Source organism: Streptomyces aidingensis (assembly GCF_900112355.1).
GTDB lineage: Bacteria > Actinomycetota > Actinomycetes > Streptomycetales > Streptomycetaceae > Streptomyces > Streptomyces aidingensis.
The window spans coordinates 66,360-80,034 of the sequence record NZ_FOLM01000002.1 but is presented as its reverse complement, the minus strand read 5'-3'; the positions used below and the strand labels follow the sequence as shown (position 1 = coordinate 80,034).

Here is a 13,675-nt window from a genome sequence, read left to right as displayed (position 1 = left end):
CTCCCCGCGCCTCCCCGCGCCACCGCGCGCCCGCACGCCCCGCCGGGCCCTGGGCCGGCGGGGCGTGCGGGGGTGCTCAGCTCAGTCGCTCGATGATCATCGCCATGCCCTGGCCGCCGCCCACGCACATGGTCTCCAGGCCGAACTGCTTGTCGTGCCACTGGAGGGAGTTGAGCAGCGTGGTGGTGATCCGGGCGCCGGTCATGCCGAAGGGGTGGCCCACGGCGATGGCGCCGCCGTTGACGTTCAGCCGGTCCAGATCGATGCCCAGGTCCTGGTAGGAGGGAATGACCTGGGCGGCGAAGGCCTCGTTGATCTCCACCAGGTCGATGTCCCCGATGGACATCCCGGCCCTGGCCAGGGCCTGACGGGTGGCCTCCACCGGGCCGTAGCCCATGATCTCCGGGGAGAGCCCGGAGACACCGGTGGAGACGATCCGCGCCAGCGGGGTGATGCCCAGCTCGCGCGCCTTGGTGTCGGACATCACGACCAGCGCGGCGGCGCCGTCGTTCAGCGGGCAGCAGTTGCCCGCGGTGACCCGGCCGTCGGGGCGGAAGACCGGCTTCAGCCCGGCCACGCCCTCCATGGTGACGCCGGGCCGGGGGCCGTCGTCGGCGGCCACCACCGTGCCGTCCGGGGTGGTGACCGGGGTGATCTCGCGCTGCCAGAAGCCGTCGGCGATGGCCTTCTCGGCGAGGTTCTGGGAGCGGACGCCGAACTCGTCCATCTCCTGGCGGCTGATGTTCTTCAGCCGGGCCAGGTTCTCCGCGGTCTGGCCCATGGCGATGTAGACGTCCGGCACCCCGCCGTCCTCGCGCGGGTCGTGCCAGTCCTCGCCGCCCTGCTCGGCGCGGTTCTTGGTGCGGGCCTCGGCATCCGCGAACAGCGGGTTGTGCGTGCCCGGCATGCCGTCCGAGCTGCCGTTCACGCTGCGCGAGACCGTCTCCACACCCGCGGAGATGAAGACGTCGCCCTCGCCGGCCCGGATGGCGTGCAGCGCCATCCGGGTCGTCTGGAGCGAGGAGGAGCAGTAGCGGGTGACGGTGCAGCCGGGCAGATGGTCCATGCCGAGCTGCACGGCCACCACCCGGCCCAGGTTGTGGCCCTGCTCGCCGCCGGGCAGGCCGCAGCCGAGCATCAGGTCGTCGATCTCGCGGGCGTCGAGCTGCGGCACCTTGTCCAGTGCGGCACGGATGATTTCGGCGGTCAGGTCGTCGGGCCGGACGTCCTTCAGCGAGCCCTTGAAGGCGCGGCCGATGGGCGAACGGGCGGCGGAGACGATCACGGCTTCGGGCATGGCGGCCTCTCCCGGCTGAGCGCTTGTTCAGTAGAAGTTACCCGTCGGAAGCTACCCCTGCGTAGCCCGAAGGTCACGACCCGCCGCATGTGATTCCAGCCGCACCCGGCCGAAGGGTCACGAGGCCGCGCCGGGGCCGTGGCCGGGGCCCGGGGCGGTGGTGCTGTGCTGTGGCCGCGGGACGGCCGGCTCGGCCTCCCCGGCCCGGACCCGGTGGCGCCGGCGGTGCCTGAGCAGCGCCCAGGGCGCGCGGCGCCCGCCGTCCGCGGCCGTGACCTCCGTGCCGCCCTCGGCCACCGCCTCGGCCGCGGCGCGCTCCACCGGCAGCACGCTCTCCCGCCGTCCGGCCGCCGTCCGTTCTTCCTCCGGCCAGACGCCCAGGGTGGCGCAGAGGGTGGGCAGCATCGCCATCGTGGCCGTGGCATAGCCCTGTGCCGAGGGGTGGTAGTGGTCCGGGCCGAACATCTCCCGGGGCCGGGCGGCGAACTCCGGCCCCAGCAGATCGCCCAGGGACACGGTGCGCCCGCCCAGCTCCACCACGGCGATGGTCTGCGCGGCGGCCAGCCGGCGGCTGGCCCTCCGGGCCAGCCAGCGCAGCGGCGGCCAGACCGGTTCCACCGAGCCCAGATCCGGGCAGGTGCCCACCACCACCTGCGCACCCGCCCCGCGCAGCCGGGCCACCGCGCGGGACAGATGCTGCACCGAGGCGGCGGGGGAGAGCCGCCCGGTGATGTCATTGGCGCCGATGATCAGCACGCACACATCCGGCACTGTCCGCCGCCGGCGCCCGGGGCCGTCGTCCCCCGGGCCGGCTGCGGCGTCCCCGGTGCCGGTGCCCTCGCCGGTGCCCTCGCCGGTGCCCCTGCCGGTGCCGAGGACCAGGTCCACCTGGCGTTCCAGATCGTCCGAGCGGGCCCCGGACAGGGCGACATTGCGCAGTTCCACCGGGCGCTCGGACATCGCCGCCAGCCCGGCGGCCAGCAGCGCCGCCGGGGTCTCCCGGCCCCGCTGCACGCCCAGCCCGGCCGCCGTGGAGTCACCGAGGAAGGCCAGCCGTCATGGCACCCGGCTGCCCGGCACCCCGCCGTACTCCGCGCCGTACAGCCCGTCGGCGTCCGGCGGGATGTCGTCGTTGACGCCGATGCTCCGCCGGGCCATCTGCATCTCGGCCAGCAGGATTCCGGCGGCTACCCCGCCCAGCAGACCGATCCCGCCGCCCCCGTAGGCCGCCGCCGTGGCGACCCGCCGGGCCACCCTTGCCATGGACATCCGCCGACCGCCTCCTCCGTGTCGCGGTTGCGCCCGGTGTTTTCCCTACACTCTCTGTTTCGTGCCCGTTCTGCCGCCAATTGCAACGTGTGTCCACTCATGCACCCGGGGCGAAGTCCGTGCTGCGCGGGACAATAGAGTGCTGCCCTTGAGGGCGGCCGGAATCCGCCCGATGACGTGCGCAGACCGGAGACCCCATGCACTATCACGAGTCGATCGTCGACCTTGTCGGCAACACCCCGCTGGTAAGGCTGAACAGCGTGACGGAAGGCGTCACGGCCACCGTCCTGGCCAAGGTGGAGTACTTCAACCCGGGCGGGTCGGTGAAGGACCGGATCGCGCTGCGCATGATCGAGGCCGCCGAGGCCTCGGGCCGGCTGCGCCCGGGCGGCGTCATCGTCGAGCCCACCTCCGGCAACACCGGGGTGGGCCTGGCCATCGTGGCCCAGCGCAAGGGCTACCGCTGCATCTTCGTCTGCCCGGACAAGGTCTCCACGGACAAGATCAATGTGCTGCGCGCCTATGGCGCGGAGGTCGTGGTCTGCCCCACCGCCGTGGACCCCGAGCATCCGGATTCCTACTACAACGTCTCCGACCGGCTGGTGCGGGAGACCCCCGGCGCCTGGAAGCCGGACCAGTACAGCAACGCCCACAACCCGCTCTCGCACTACGAGACCACCGGCCCGGAGCTGTGGAAGCAGACCGAGGGGCGGATCACCCACTTCGTGGCGGGCGTCGGCACCGGCGGCACCATCACCGGCACCGGCCGCTATCTGAAGGAGGCCAGCGGAGGCCGGGTCAAGGTCATCGGGGCCGACCCGGAGGGCTCGGTCTACTCCGGCGGCACCGGCCGGCCGTATCTGGTCGAGGGCGTGGGCGAGGACTTCTGGCCGACCGCCTACGACCGGGCGGTCCCGGACGAGATCATCGCCGTCTCGGACCAGGACTCCTTCCGGATGACCCGGCGGCTGGCCCGTGAGGAAGGGCTGCTGGTCGGCGGCTCCTGCGGGATGGCGGTGGTGGCCGCGCTGGAGGCCGCCCGGGGGCTCGGCCCGGACGACGTGGTGGTGGTGCTGCTCCCGGACGGCGGGCGCGGCTACCTCAGCAAGATCTTCAACGATGAATGGATGGCCGACTACGGCTTTCTGGAGGAGGGCGAACCCGAGCTGCGGACCGGCGATGTGCTGCGCCGCAAGGCCGGCGGGATGCCGGAGTTCGTCCATATGCACCCCGACGAGACGGTCGGCCAGGCCATCGATGTGCTGCGGGAGTACGGCGTCTCCCAGATGCCGGTGGTCAAGCCGGGCGCCGGGCACCCCGATGTGATGGCCGCGGAGATCGTCGGCTCGGTGGTGGAGCGCGATCTGCTGGACGCGCTGTTCGCCCGCCGCGCCACCCTGGACGACGCCCTGGAGCAGCATCTGAGCGCGCCGCTGCCGCAGGTCGGCTCCGGCGAGCCGGTGGCCGACCTGATGGCCGCGCTGCGCACCGCGGACGCCGCAATCGTGCTGGTGGAGGGCCGGCCCAGGGGCGTGGTCAGCCGCCAGGACCTGCTGTCCTTCCTGGCCCAGTAGCCGCCGCGGCCGGGCCGGGGGCGCGGAGACGGCCGGAGGTGCCGTGCAATTGATCCCGACCCGTCACGGTGTGGCAATCACGCCTTAACACCTGTCCGGCAGAGTTCTTGGTGTCGGCGCCAGGACCTCCGGAGCGGCTCCCGGACCTCCAAGCGCCCGGACGAGCGGCAGAGCCTACGACCCAGGCCGCCGCCGTCCCGCGGGGACCGCCGTCGTCCCGCCCCTGGCGATCACGCCGGGGTGCGGCGGTCCCCGCCTGATCCTTCTCCCGCGCAAGGCAAGGGCAAGGCAAGGGGGGCGGCGGCCACCGGGCCGCCGCCCCCCTTGCGCGCCCGCCGGCGGGCGCGCGGTGCCGGTGTGCTCAGTGCCGCATGGTCGAGTAGAAGTAGTTGACACCGACGACCCCGCCCCAGGCCACCAGCAGGCCGGGCAGCCCGAGATTGGCGGCGCCGATCGCGGAGAGGGGAATCGCCAGCACCAGGGAGAGCACGGCCAGGGCAAAGGCCGGCCCGGGCCCGTGCCCGCCGCCCTCGCGTCCGGCGGAACGCCGGGACCCCCGGGTGAGCAGCTGCTGCTCGGCGAGCTGACGGCGCACCCGCTTGTCCACGGTGGCGTCGATGCGCTCCTCCAGCTTCTCCAGGAAGCTCTCGATCAGTTCCGTCTCGTACGCGTCCCCGAGCTCCTTACGGGTCTCCACGGTCGCGTCGAGCTCCTTCTTCAGCTCAGGGTCACGAGTACTCATGACCCCTACGGTAGAGACCCGCAACGCCCAGCGCACGGGGGCTAACCCCACCATTTGCCGCCGCCTCAGGCGGGCCCGGCCATGGCCGCCAGACGGCGGGCGAGCCGCGCGGCGGCCTCCCGCAGCTCCGGCGGATCCAGCAGCTCCGCCTCGAAGCCCAGCCGGGCCACCTGCGCGGCCAGCCAGTCCGGGTCGTCCCCGCCGACCAGAAGCAGGCACCACCCGTCCCGTTCCCGGTCCTCCTCGACCCGCCCCACCTGGGGCGGCACCAGCTCCCGCACCCGGCCGGCCGGGGCGTGCACCCGGACCCGGGCCAGATACCGGTAGGGCGCCCCGGTGACGGACCGCTGCACATGGGCGACCGGGTCCGGATGCTCCCGGGCCCGGAACCGCCAGGTCGTCGCCACCGTCCCGCGCATCCGGTCCAGCCGGAAGACCCGCCAGTCGGCGCGGTCGGTGTCCCAGGCCATCAGATACCAGCGGCGGCCGGTGGTGACCATCCGCACCGGCTCCACCGTGCGCTCGCGTTCCCGGTCCCCGTCCCCGTCCCCGCCCCCGCCGCCACGCCCGGCGGCGTACCGGAACCGCACCCGCACCGCGTCGCGGCACGCCCGGGCCAGCGTCACCAGCAGCTCGGCATCGATCTCGATCCCGGGCCCGACCAGGGTCTCGGTGGCGCCGTGCACCGCCCGCACCTCGGCGCGCAGCCGGGGCGGCATCACCTGGTCCAGCTTGGCCAGCGCCCGCAGCGCGGCCTCGCCCGCCCCGGCGACCGTGCCGCCCGCCGCCAGGCGCAGCGAGACGGCCGTGGCGATCGCCTCCTCGTCCTCCAGCAGAAGCGGCGGCAGCCGGGTACCCGCGCCGAGCCGGTAGCCGCCGCCGACGCCCGCCGTGGCCCGCACGGGGTAGCCCAGGGCGCGCAGCCGCTCCACGTCGCGGCGCACCGAGCGGTCGGTGACGCCCAGCTCGGCGGCCAGCTCGGCGGCGGTCCAGGACGTCCGGCGCTGCAGCAGCCCCAGCAGCCGCAGCACCCGCTCGGTGGTCCCCTCGGCGGTCACGCGCTCCATCGTCCCATCGTCCCCGCAGAACACGGAACGGAACTGTCCGCTATTGGCGAGAGGCTGTACCCATGACGCACCAGACACTCCACCGGACCACCGGCCAGACCTGGAATCCGATGCTGCGCGACCAGTTCGACTGGCACTGGACCCACCAGGTCCGCGACCGCCTCGCCGGGCTCACCGACGACGAATACTTCTGGGAGCCGGCGCCCGGCTGCTGGAATGTGCGCCCGCGCGGCACCGGCACCGCGCCGGTGCAGGGCGGGTCCGGCGCGATGACCATCGACTTCGCCATGCCGGAGCCCGATCCGGCGCCGTTCACCACCATCGCCTGGCGGCTCGGCCATGTGATCGTTGGTGTGCTCGCGGTGCGCAACGCCGCGCACTTCGGCCGCGCGCCCACCGACTACCAGTCGTTCTCCTACGCCCCGACCGCGGCGGAGGCACTGGCCCAGCTCGACGCCGAGTACGCCGGCTGGCGGGCCGGGGTCGAGGCCCTGGGGGAGACCGGCCTCGCCCGCCCCTGCGGGGAGGCGGAGGGCCCGTTCGCCGAGCACCCCATGGCGGAACTCGTGCTGCACATCAACCGTGAACTGATCCACCATCTGTCCGAGGTGTGCCTGCTCCGTGATCTCTACCGGCACACCACCCGGCGGGGGACCGACCGGCAGGAGGCGAACTGACATGGCACGCGAGGTACAGATCACCTTCGACTGCGCCGACCCGGCCGCGCTGTCGGCGTTCTGGGCCGAGGCCCTGGGCTACCGGCTGATGGACCCGCCCGAGGGGTTCACCTCCTGGGAGCAGGCCCTGGAGGCGATGGGCGTGCCGCCCGAGCGGCGCAACGACGCCTCGGCGGTGGTCGACCCGGAGGGCGCCGGGCCGCGGCTGTTCTTCCAGCGGGTGCCGGAGGGCAAGCAGGCCAAGAACCGGGTGCATCTGGATGTGCGGGCCGCCCCCGGGCTGACCGGCGAGTCCCGGATGGCCGCCCTGGAGGCGGAGGCCGTACGGCTGGCCGCCCACGGCGCCACCCGCGTCCGGCGCTTCGAGCCCCACCCGCCGCTCGGCGCCGGCCACCTTGTGATGACCGACCCCGAAGGCAACGAGTTCTGCCTCGACTGACGACAGTCCGGTCAGACCTTGACAACCCTGATGGCGGGCCCGCAGAGAAGACCGATGTCCTGGGGATCGGATGTGAGGACCGTGACCGGGGGACGTGCTCTCCTGGCCACGGCTCCCAGCACGGCGTCGATGGCGTACTTGTGCCCCCGGAGGCTGTTGCCGCGCAGGAGCTCCGCGGCCTGGTCCGATACTTCCCTGGTCACGTCACGGACATCGATCCGCGAGAGCACCCAGCGGATACGGGCGGGGTGGACCCGGTCGTAGTCGGCTTCCAGGGCGGTCATGGCGGTCGTGGTCACCCGGATGCCCTCCTGCCTGGCGGCTTGGATGAAGGCCACCACAGAACGGTCGTCGCGGTAGAGCTTGGAGAGTCCCTCGCTGTCGAGGAGAAGCGTGCCGGGCATCAAGCAGCGTCCTGCCCCATGCGGTGCTCGTCATGGCGGAGCAGGGCGCGGGCTGCTTCCACGTCGTCGTGGGCGAGGGGGTCGTTATGGGTCTCGAAGTGGGCGACGATCTCTCCCAGGCGGTCCATGGCGACCCGCTGCTCCAGGGCCTCGGCCACGTATGCGGAGAAGCCACCCGGGCCGACGTGAGCACGTACCACCTCGGCGAGGTCTTCGGGGAGACTGATCGAGTATTTTTTGCTACCGCTCATGCGTCCAATCCTACCCTTGGTGGGAAGCATTAGAGCCGGGCGGCGACGAGTTTGGCGGTCTGGTCCGGCGGGAGGGAGGTGGTGTCGATGACCTCCGCCTCCGCGTCGAGCCAGGCCCGGGCCTCGCGGTACGGCGCCAGGTGGCCGAGACGCCACTGCCGGGCCCCGGTCTCGACCGTGTCGTCCTCGATCCGCCGGACCAGCTCGTCGTCCTCCGCATGCAGCAGGAAGTGCCGCACCGGCACGCCCCCGGCCGCCAGCCGGCCGAAGATCTCCGCCGCATACTCCTGACGCAGCAGCGTCATCGGGGCCACCAGCAAGCCGCCGTAGTGCTTCAGGAGCTGCGCCGCGGTCTCCGGCACGAGCGCCCGCCAGGCGGGCCAGTCCTGGAAGTCGTGGACCGGCTCGGTGATGCAGTGCCGCAGCATGAAGCCCACGATCTCGGGATCGAACACCCGGGCCTCGGGCAGCAGCTCCACCAGCTTCCGCGCCGTCGTCGTCTTCCCCACACCGAATGTCCCGTTCAGCCACACGATCATCCGGCCAACTGTGCCGCCGCGGGCACCGCCGCACCAGTCCCTTCCGCCTATCGCGGCGACGGCATGGGCGCGGTAGATGACGCCGTGGCAGCCGTCGCAGCGGGAATTGCCCGCACCGTCCAGCGAGAGTCCGCCCAGATGCCGGCAGGCCACGGTGGTCAGTCCTCCCCGGCGGACGGTGCGACCCGGACCGCCGCCAGGCCGAGCAGCCGGACCAGGCGGGCCGTGGCGCCCGGGGTCAGGGCCGGGAGGAACACCAGGCCCCCGCCGACGGCGGTCGCGTTGTCGCCGCTCAGGTCCAGCTCCCGGAGCTGACGGTTGAGGCGGGCCAGCACCTCGGACAGGTCCGGGGGCATCGATCTGTTGTTCATGGGGCTCACTCCGTTGGCCGCTTCCGCTCACTGCGGGTATGTCTACGTGAACTATCGGTGAGAGGCGGTCCTGTGATGCGGCCCGGACCGATACCAGCGACAGGAAGTAGTGGGCGGGAGAGCAATGGCAGACGCGCGACATGTGGACAAGTCGGTATTGAGCCCGGATGCGATGATCGCGAGGCGGCTCAGGGCGCACCGCGAAAGACTCGGCATCAGCCAGCGGGAAGTGGCGGTCATGACCGGCTATCCGCAGTCCTACATTGCCAGGATCGAAACCATGAAGCAGCGCCCCTCCGACGCGGTGGCGGCGATGCTGGACGAGAAGCTCGGAGCGCACCGGGAATTCACCGACCTGCTGGAAATGGCCCGGGAGCTGCTGATCGAGCCGGGAGCCCGGGAAGTCGTCTCGAAGGAGACCGAAGCAGTACGGCTGCGCGCATTCACCAGCGGTGTGATTCCCGGTCTCCTCCAGACGGAGGACTATGCGCGCTCGCAGTTCCGCAAAGGTCTTCCCTGGGACTCGGAGGAGGACATCGCGGAGAAGGCGGCGGCGCGGGTCCGGCGTCATGTCCGGGTATTCGGCAAGGATGATCCGCCGTTTTATCGTGCGGTGATCGACGAGGCTGCTCTGGCGCGCCCAGCGCATTCGCAGCGGGTCATGGCCGGACAATTGCGTGTACTCCTCGCATATCAGGAGAATCCACGGATCAAGATTCACGTCGTTCCTTTCCGCGCATACGACCACGGGATGCAGTCGGGTAGCCTCTTCCTGCTGGACCTTGAAGAGGGGGGAACGATCGGCCTTGTCGAAAGCTTCGGCACCGCTCGTGCCGTGGAGAGCGCCCGGGAAGTGGCCTTCTACGAGGAGCTGTACGAATCGGTGCAGAGGTTGGCACTCTCGGAAGAGGAATCCAGCGCAATAATCGGCCGATACATCAAGGACTACGAGAATGAAGCCAGCGGTTGAGGGTCCATGGCGGAAGTCCTCCTTCAGCGGGAACGACAACGCGCAGTGCCTTGAGGTGCGCGACGGGGTGCCTGGTGTGGTGCCGGTGCGGGATGGCAAGGTGCCGGGGGCGGGGGGTCTGACGGTCCGCGCGGATGCCTGGCGGGCGTTCGTGGGGATGGTGCGGCGGCCTGCATAGACTCGGGCGGGTGGAGGAATCGAGTGCGCGGCTGCTGAAGTTGGTGGAGGGGCACCGGCTGACGCCGGCGCAGCGGCGGATCGCGCACTGTCTGGTGCGGCGGGCGGCCGACGCGCCGTTCCTCTCCAGTGTGGAGCTGGCCGAGCTGGCCGGGGTGAGTCAGCCCTCGGTGACCCGGTTCGCGGTGGCGCTCGGCTTCGACGGCTATCCCGCGCTGCGCCGCGCGCTGCGCGAGGGCGCGGAGGAGGCCCCGGGGGCGCGGGCCGGGGGCGGGGCGCATCCGTATCAGCAGGCGGTGCTGGCCGAGATCGAGCAGTTGCGGGTGCTGGCGGCGCAGCTCGCCGATCCCGGGCCGGTGGAGCGGGCCGGGCGGCTGCTGGCCGGGTCCCGGCCGCTGCCGGTGCTGGGGCTGCGGGCCGCCGCCGCGCAGGCGCGCGGCTTCGGCTACTTCGCGGCCAAGGTGCATCCGGATGTGCGGGTGCTGGACGAGGGCGGCTCGGTGCTGCTGGACCGGATCGAGGCGGCTGCGGCGGCCGGGGCGGGGGCGCTGCTGTGCTTTGCGCTGCCGCGCCATCCGCGGGAGGTCCGCGAGGCGCTGGCGGTGGCGCGGCGGGCCGGGCTGAGCGTGGTCACGGTGGCGGACAGCGCCTTCGCCCCGGTGGCCGAGCCCGGGGACGTGCTGCTGGCGGCTCCGGTGGGGACGGCGCTGTCCTTCGACACGGCCGCCGCGCCGATGATGCTGGGCCGGGTGCTGCTGGAGGCCATGTGCGACGCGCTGCCCGATGCCCAGACCCGGCTGGAGGAGTTTGACGCGCGGGCCGAGGAGCGGGGCGTCTTCCTCGGGTGAAGCGCGCCATAAGCGGGCAAAATGGTGGGTGGCGACAGTGTTGTTGACTGAACCTATTCATCGCCTAGGGTGAATGAATAGCGGTCGTCGGGGCCGTGTCGCCGTCAGTGGGAGGACACGCATGTCCGCACCTCGGATCGTCCGCGCGCCGCGCGGCAGCGAGCGCTCTGCCCGCGGCTGGCCGCAGGAGGCCGCCCTGCGGATGCTGCACAACAACCTGGACCCCGAGGTCGCCGAGCATCCCGAACAGCTCGTGGTCTACGGCGGCACCGGAAAGGCCGCCCGTGACTGGCCGTCCTTCGATGCCATGGTCCGCACCCTGCGCACCCTCGGCCCGGACGAGACCATGCTGGTGCAGTCCGGCCGCCCGGTCGGCGTGCTGACCACCCACGAATGGGCGCCCCGGGTGCTGATCGCCAACTCCCATCTGGTGGGCGACTGGGCCACCTGGGAGGAGTTCCGCCGCCTGGAGCAGCTCGGCCTCACGATGTACGGCCAGATGACCGCCGGATCGTGGATCTACATCGGCACCCAGGGCATTCTCCAGGGCACCTACGAGACGTTCGCCGCCGTGGCGGCGAAGCGCTTCGGCGGCAGCCTGGCGGGGACCCTCACGCTCACCGCCGGGCTGGGCGGCATGGGCGGCGCCCAGCCGCTGGCCATCACCATGAACGGCGGCGTGGCGCTGTGCGTGGACTGCGACCCCCGGGCCATCGAGCGCCGCATCGGCCACGGCTATCTGGACATGCGGGCGGAGAGCGTGACCGAGGCCCTGCGGCTGGCGGTGGCGGCCCGGCGCGAGCGCCGGGCGCTGTCGGTGGGCGTGCTGGGCAACGCGGCCGAGGTGGTGCCCCGGCTGCTGGCCGAAGGCGCGCCGGTGGACATCGTCACCGACCAGACCAGCGCGCACGACCCGCTGACCTATCTGCCGCTGGGGGTGGAGTTCGAGGACGCCCCCCGGTACGCGGCGGAGAAGCCCGGGGAGTACACCCGGCGGGCGCGGGAGTCGATGGCCCGTCATGTGGCGGCCATGGTCGGCTTCCAGGACGCCGGGGCCGAGGTCTTCGACTACGGCAACTCCCTCCGGGGCGAGGCGAAGACCGCCGGCTACCAGCGCGCGTTCGCCTTCCCGGGGTTCGTCCCGGCGTATATCCGGCCGCTGTTCTGCGAGGGCAAGGGGCCGTTCCGGTGGGCGGCGCTGAGCGGCGACCCGAGGGACATCGCGGCCACCGACAAGGCCGTGCTGGAGCTGTTCCCGGACAATGAGCCGCTGGCCCGCTGGATGCGGCTGGCGGGGGAGAAGGTCCGGTTCCAGGGCCTGCCCGCACGGATCTGCTGGCTCGGCCTCGGCGAACGCGACCGGGCCGGGGAACGCTTCAACGACATGGTGGCGAGCGGCGAGCTGGCCGCCCCGGTGGTGATCGGCCGCGACCATCTGGACTGCGGCTCGGTCGCCTCCCCCTACCGGGAGACCGAGGCGATGCGGGACGGCTCCGACGCCATCGCCGACTGGCCGCTGCTCAACGCCATGGTCAATGTCGCCTCCGGCGCCTCCTGGGTCTCCGTCCACCACGGCGGCGGCGTGGGCATGGGCCGCTCCCTGCACGCCGGGCAGGTGACGGTGGCCGACGGCACCCCGTCGGCCGGCGAGAAGATCCGGCGGGTGCTGACCAACGACCCGGGCATGGGCGTCATCCGGCATGCGGACGCGGGCTATGAGCGGGCCGAACAGATCGCCGGCCGGCAGCAGGTCCGCCTCCCGATGAACGAGACGGAGGCCCGATGAGCGCCGCCGAAGCGCCGCCGTTCGCCCCGGGAGCCTCCTTCCAGGAGATGTGGCGGGAGCTGCTGCCGCTGGGGCGGGACCCCGGCACCGGCGGATACCGGCGGTTCGCCTGGACGGCGGCGGAGGCCGAGTGCCGGAGCTGGTTCGAGCAGGCGGCCAAGGCCAGGGGGCTGCTCCACGAGACCGACCGGAACGGCAACCAGTGGGCCTGGCTGGGCGATCCGGCCGCCGGGGACGCCGTGGTCACCGGCTCGCACCTGGACTCGGTGCCCGACGGCGGCGCCTTCGACGGACCCCTGGGCGTGGTCTCGGCCCTGGCCGCGCTGGACGAGCTGCACCGCCGCGGGGCCCGGCCCCGCCGGCCGCTGGGCGTGGTGGCCTTCGCCGACGAGGAGGGCGCCCGGTTCGGGGTGGCCTGCGCCGGTTCCCGGCTGGCCGCCGGGCGGCTCGACCCCGAGCACGCCCGCGGCCTGCGGGACGCCGGCGGCACGACGCTCGCGCGCGCCATGGAGCTTGCCGGGCACGACCCGGCCGGGCTGGGACCCGACCCCGGGCGGCTGGCCCGGATCGGCGCGTTCGTCGAACTCCATATCGAGCAGGGCCGGGCGCTGAAGCGCCCGGTCGGCGTGGCCTCCGCCATCTGGCCGCACGGCCGCTGGCGGTTCGACTTCCGCGGCGAGGCCAACCACGCCGGCACCACCCGGCTGCCGGACCGCCGCGACCCCATGCTCACCTACGCCAACACCGTGCTGGCCGCCCGCAAGAAGGCCCGGCTGGCCGGGGCCCTGGCCACCTTCGGCAAGGTGGAGGTCCGGCCCGGGGGCGTCAACGCCGTGCCCGGACTGGTCCGCGGCTGGCTGGACTCCCGGGCACCGGACCACACCACCCTGGAGGAGCTGGTCGACTCCATCGGGCGGGCGGCGGCCGAGCGCGGGGCCCGGGACGGCGTGCGCGTGGCGGTCACCCGGGAGTCCTACAGCCCGCTGGTGGAGTTCCCGCACGGGCTGCGGGACCGGCTGGCCGCCCTGCTCGGGGACGCACCGCTGCTGCCCACCGGAGCCGGGCACGACGCGGGCATCCTCTCCGCCGACCTGCCCACGGCCATGCTGTTCGTGCGCAACCCGACCGGCGTCTCGCACGCCCCGGCGGAGCACGCCACCGAGGACGACTGCGCGGCGGGCGTCGCCGCCCTGGCCGACGTACTGGAGGCGCTGGCATGCGGCTGAGGAGCGACCCGGCGCGCCGCCCACCGGCCGCGCCGCCC

15 protein-coding genes and 1 pseudogene are annotated in these 13,675 nt (G+C 72.9%); 8 read left to right on the top strand and 8 right to left on the bottom strand.

Annotation, left to right across the window (positions count from 1 at the left end):
* Nucleotides 1-76: 76 nt before the first annotated feature.
* On the bottom strand, nucleotides 77-1,297 hold the full coding sequence (locus BM242_RS04925) for an acetyl-CoA C-acetyltransferase (RefSeq protein ID WP_093837420.1): 1,221 nt from the start codon (nucleotides 1,295-1,297) through the stop codon (nucleotides 77-79).
* Between the two features lie 117 nt (nucleotides 1,298-1,414).
* Nucleotides 1,415-2,566 (bottom strand): annotated as a pseudogene (locus BM242_RS04920) (SGNH/GDSL hydrolase family protein).
* 197 nt (nucleotides 2,567-2,763) lie between these two features.
* On the opposite strand from BM242_RS04920, the gene BM242_RS04910 reads away from it, so the two are divergent.
* Entirely contained in the window at nucleotides 2,764-4,140 is a 1,377-nt protein-coding gene (locus tag BM242_RS04910; protein WP_093837417.1) for a cystathionine beta-synthase, read from the top strand.
* A 361-nt stretch (nucleotides 4,141-4,501) separates the two neighbouring features.
* Here the strand turns inward: BM242_RS04910 and BM242_RS04905 are convergent, their stop codons facing one another.
* Nucleotides 4,502-4,882 (bottom strand): hypothetical protein, encoded by a 381-nt coding sequence (locus BM242_RS04905; RefSeq protein ID WP_093837416.1) that lies wholly within the window; start codon nucleotides 4,880-4,882, stop codon nucleotides 4,502-4,504.
* A gap of 65 nt (nucleotides 4,883-4,947) precedes the next feature.
* A complete protein-coding gene (locus BM242_RS04900; protein ID WP_217652370.1) occupies nucleotides 4,948-5,949 on the bottom strand; it encodes a helix-turn-helix transcriptional regulator in 1,002 nt (333 codons plus the stop codon).
* Between the two features lie 62 nt (nucleotides 5,950-6,011).
* Between BM242_RS04900 and BM242_RS04895 the strand changes: the two genes are divergently transcribed.
* Nucleotides 6,012-6,626, top strand: coding sequence for a DinB family protein (locus BM242_RS04895; protein WP_175541272.1), 615 nt, complete (start codon nucleotides 6,012-6,014; stop codon nucleotides 6,624-6,626).
* A 1-nt stretch (nucleotide 6,627) separates the two neighbouring features.
* Entirely contained in the window at nucleotides 6,628-7,065 is a 438-nt protein-coding gene (locus BM242_RS04890; RefSeq protein WP_093837415.1) for a VOC family protein, read from the top strand.
* A gap of 11 nt (nucleotides 7,066-7,076) precedes the next feature.
* Here the strand turns inward: BM242_RS04890 and BM242_RS04885 are convergent, their stop codons facing one another.
* Genes BM242_RS04885 through BM242_RS04870 form a run of 4 tightly spaced genes read right to left on the bottom strand, consistent with a single transcriptional unit; the run spans nucleotide 7,077 to nucleotide 8,630 of the window.
* Nucleotides 7,077-7,469: a type II toxin-antitoxin system VapC family toxin gene (locus BM242_RS04885; RefSeq protein WP_093837414.1), complete on the bottom strand. Its 393-nt coding sequence runs from the start codon at nucleotides 7,467-7,469 to the stop codon at nucleotides 7,077-7,079.
* On the bottom strand, nucleotides 7,469-7,720 hold the full coding sequence (locus BM242_RS04880; protein ID WP_093837413.1) for a hypothetical protein: 252 nt from the start codon (nucleotides 7,718-7,720) through the stop codon (nucleotides 7,469-7,471). The genes BM242_RS04885 and BM242_RS04880 overlap by 1 nt, the downstream gene beginning before the upstream one ends.
* 29 nt (nucleotides 7,721-7,749) lie before the next feature.
* On the bottom strand, nucleotides 7,750-8,412 hold the full coding sequence (locus BM242_RS04875) for a P-loop nucleotide/nucleoside kinase family protein (RefSeq protein ID WP_342746938.1): 663 nt from the start codon (nucleotides 8,410-8,412) through the stop codon (nucleotides 7,750-7,752).
* Between the two features lie 5 nt (nucleotides 8,413-8,417).
* Nucleotides 8,418-8,630 carry a hypothetical protein gene (locus tag BM242_RS04870; RefSeq protein WP_093837412.1) on the bottom strand — a complete coding sequence of 71 codons (213 nt, stop codon included), beginning with the start codon at nucleotides 8,628-8,630 and terminating at the stop codon, nucleotides 8,418-8,420.
* Nucleotides 8,631-8,754: 124 nt separating this feature from the next.
* Between BM242_RS04870 and BM242_RS04865 the strand changes: the two genes are divergently transcribed.
* The 5 genes from BM242_RS04865 (at nucleotide 8,755) to BM242_RS04845 (ending at nucleotide 13,637) form a co-directional block, all read left to right on the top strand.
* Nucleotides 8,755-9,600: a helix-turn-helix domain-containing protein gene (locus BM242_RS04865; protein ID WP_093837411.1), complete on the top strand. Its 846-nt coding sequence runs from the start codon at nucleotides 8,755-8,757 to the stop codon at nucleotides 9,598-9,600.
* Nucleotides 9,584-9,778, top strand: coding sequence for a DUF397 domain-containing protein (locus BM242_RS04860; RefSeq protein WP_093837410.1), 195 nt, complete (start codon nucleotides 9,584-9,586; stop codon nucleotides 9,776-9,778). The genes BM242_RS04865 and BM242_RS04860 overlap by 17 nt, the downstream gene beginning before the upstream one ends.
* Entirely contained in the window at nucleotides 9,735-10,625 is an 891-nt protein-coding gene (locus tag BM242_RS04855; protein WP_093837409.1) for a MurR/RpiR family transcriptional regulator, read from the top strand. Before BM242_RS04860 ends, BM242_RS04855 begins: the two co-directional genes overlap by 44 nt.
* A 121-nt stretch (nucleotides 10,626-10,746) precedes the next feature.
* Nucleotides 10,747-12,411, top strand: coding sequence for a urocanate hydratase (hutU, locus tag BM242_RS04850; protein WP_093837408.1), 1,665 nt, complete (start codon nucleotides 10,747-10,749; stop codon nucleotides 12,409-12,411).
* Nucleotides 12,408-13,637, top strand: a complete 1,230-nt coding sequence (locus tag BM242_RS04845) for an allantoate amidohydrolase (protein WP_245833836.1) — start codon at nucleotides 12,408-12,410, stop codon at nucleotides 13,635-13,637. Before hutU ends, BM242_RS04845 begins: the two co-directional genes overlap by 4 nt.
* Nucleotides 13,638-13,675: the final 38 nt, after the last annotated feature.

Coding starts and splice junctions, on each gene's coding strand:
- hutU (WP_093837408.1), top strand. CDS start 10,747: ATGTCCGCACCTCGGATCGTCCGCGCGCCGCGCGGCAGCGAGCGCTCT.
- BM242_RS04905 (WP_093837416.1), bottom strand. CDS start 4,882: ATGAGTACTCGTGACCCTGAGCTGAAGAAGGAGCTCGACGCGACCGTG.
- BM242_RS04900 (WP_217652370.1), bottom strand. CDS start 5,949: ATGGAGCGCGTGACCGCCGAGGGGACCACCGAGCGGGTGCTGCGGCTG.
- BM242_RS04870 (WP_093837412.1), bottom strand. CDS start 8,630: ATGAACAACAGATCGATGCCCCCGGACCTGTCCGAGGTGCTGGCCCGC.
- BM242_RS04925 (WP_093837420.1), bottom strand. CDS start 1,297: ATGCCCGAAGCCGTGATCGTCTCCGCCGCCCGTTCGCCCATCGGCCGC.
- BM242_RS04845 (WP_245833836.1), top strand. CDS start 12,408: ATGAGCGCCGCCGAAGCGCCGCCGTTCGCCCCGGGAGCCTCCTTCCAG.
- BM242_RS04860 (WP_093837410.1), top strand. CDS start 9,584: ATGAAGCCAGCGGTTGAGGGTCCATGGCGGAAGTCCTCCTTCAGCGGG.
- BM242_RS04880 (WP_093837413.1), bottom strand. CDS start 7,720: ATGAGCGGTAGCAAAAAATACTCGATCAGTCTCCCCGAAGACCTCGCC.
- BM242_RS04885 (WP_093837414.1), bottom strand. CDS start 7,469: ATGCCCGGCACGCTTCTCCTCGACAGCGAGGGACTCTCCAAGCTCTAC.
- BM242_RS04855 (WP_093837409.1), top strand. CDS start 9,735: ATGCCTGGCGGGCGTTCGTGGGGATGGTGCGGCGGCCTGCATAGACTC.
- BM242_RS04895 (WP_175541272.1), top strand. CDS start 6,012: ATGACGCACCAGACACTCCACCGGACCACCGGCCAGACCTGGAATCCG.
- BM242_RS04910 (WP_093837417.1), top strand. CDS start 2,764: ATGCACTATCACGAGTCGATCGTCGACCTTGTCGGCAACACCCCGCTG.
- BM242_RS04890 (WP_093837415.1), top strand. CDS start 6,628: ATGGCACGCGAGGTACAGATCACCTTCGACTGCGCCGACCCGGCCGCG.
- BM242_RS04865 (WP_093837411.1), top strand. CDS start 8,755: ATGGCAGACGCGCGACATGTGGACAAGTCGGTATTGAGCCCGGATGCG.